Source organism: uncultured Wocania sp. (assembly GCF_964021735.1).
In the GTDB taxonomy this organism is placed as follows: domain Bacteria; phylum Bacteroidota; class Bacteroidia; order Flavobacteriales; family Flavobacteriaceae; genus Wocania_A.
Genome location: NZ_CAXIBN010000287.1, coordinates 1 through 2,021, shown reverse-complemented (window position 1 = coordinate 2,021; position 2,021 = coordinate 1). Strand labels below are relative to the sequence as shown.

General features: G+C 30.9%; 2 protein-coding genes. Both read right to left on the bottom strand.

From position 1 onward, the window contains the following. Positions 1-1,067, bottom strand: a 1,067-nt coding sequence (locus AADI82_RS15025) for a hypothetical protein (RefSeq protein WP_341217220.1), incomplete at its 3' end; no start/stop codon positions are given. Then, entirely contained in the window at positions 1,067-1,795 is a 729-nt protein-coding gene (locus AADI82_RS15020; RefSeq protein WP_341217219.1) for a type III pantothenate kinase, read from the bottom strand. The genes AADI82_RS15025 and AADI82_RS15020, both read right to left, overlap by 1 nt. Between the last annotated feature and the right edge of the window lie 226 nt (positions 1,796-2,021).

The following is a 2,021-nucleotide window of genomic DNA, read 5'->3' as shown; positions in this document are numbered from 1 at the left end:
TATACAACACGTTTAAAGTATCCGTTAAGCGTATTATAATTAGGTATAAAAAATCCACCGAAAGAAATAGTTGATGCATCTTCAAATTTAGTAGCACCGCTACTGTATAAGGCATTAGAAAAATTACTGGTTTTTTGAGTTGTATATTCTGCGCCCACAAACCATTTTCTTGGCTCTCCTATACCAGCTCCAAATGAAAATTTAGAAGGTATAATTAAATCTGTTTCTTTTAAACCACTAGCTTCAAGATCTAGTTCAATAGTATTAATTGTAAATTCTTGTCCAGTTGTAGGATTAATAGTTATTGTAGAAAACGAACGCTCGTTTTTTGAGGTTAAGCTACTTTCTGGTGAAAATGTAATGCCAGAAACAAACTCTAGCTTTTCATTTAACATTCTTTTATAGGATAACCCAATGTTAAAATTTAAACCGCTTAAGTCTGATCTGTTAGCCTCACGAGATTGATATTGAGTAAGCACACCTTCGTCATCATAAAGAAATTCAATAGTTGCATTTTGAATATTTCCAAAATTATAATTTGCATCAACACCAATACTTAATCCTTTTACAAGCATATACCCAAGCCCCAAATAAGCTTTATTAACACCACCTTCGCCTCTAAATCTATTTTCAATATTTCCCGACCCATCAAGAGATTCTAACTTATATCCTACCGATGTATAGGGCATTAATCCGAATCCTAAACCAAACTTACCCATAGGGACAGACAATGCTAAATAATCAAATGTAGTTGCTGTAGCCTTATCACTACCCGAATTACTTTTTAAATCTATGCTAGAATAACTCCCTCCAACTGTAAACTTAACTGGTCTAGTTTCTTTATTATAAAAAGCTAGATTTTCACCAGCATAAGAGGCTGGGTTACGTAAATTAACATGAATACTATCGGTATAAATGCTTAACCCACCCATACTTCTGTTTTCAACGGTTCCTTTGAATTTAAGGCTACCAATACCATAAAACGAGTATGGTGAAGCTGTGCCTTGTTGTGCGTAACTCTGAATTGCAAAAAACGCAATAAAAACTATTACAAGTTTTTTTATCATTAGTTTGAATTAAATTGTAAAATATAGTTTAGTCCCTCTAAAAGAAAATTAGAGTTGGCAAATATGCTACTTTTTAATTGTTTAGACAAGAAATTAGCATCGCCTCCTGTTAAAATAACTGTTAAATCCGGATATTTTTGTTCATATTCTTCAATCACACCCTCAATTTCTTTTAAAATGCCATTTACTACTCCAGAATGTATTGAAGTATTTGTTGAGTTTCCTGTTATAGAATTTGGAATTTCTGTTTCTAATAACGGTAAATTAGCCGTTAAATTATTTAACGATTTATAACGCATACGAATTCCAGGAGAAATAGCACCACCTAAATACTCGTTCTTAGATGTTATAAAATCATAAGTGATGCAGGTACCAGCATCAATCACTAAAGCATTTTTTTCAGGAAACTGATTTACTGATGCACTAACCAAAGCTATTCTATCTATCCCTAAAGTTTTTGGCGTGCTATATAAATTTTTAAAAGGTAGTTTCGTTTCAGAATTTAAAAGCATTAAATCTACTTCTCTGTCTATGTAACTAACATCTTTGTCATTCAATTTTCCCACCGATGATATAATAGCTTTATTTATAGATCTATATTCCTTCTTTAAAGAATTAAAATACTTTATAAGGTGATCTAGCTTAATAATATCTTTTCTTAAAATCCTATCACCCTTAAAAACAGCAAATTTTACATAGGTATTACCAACATCTACAATTAAATTCATATATTCATAAAACGCTAAATTTACAAAACCAATAACAATTAAATTCTTAATTATTTTATAATATTAGCATTTAAATTTAAGCACATCAATTAAATAACAATAAACTATAATTTTTTGTATTTTTATTTTGGCGAATAGTAAAAATGAATATATATTTGCAACCGCTTTGGCGAGGTACCTTAGCTCAGTTGGTAGAGCAAAGGACTGAAAATCCTTGTGTCCCTGG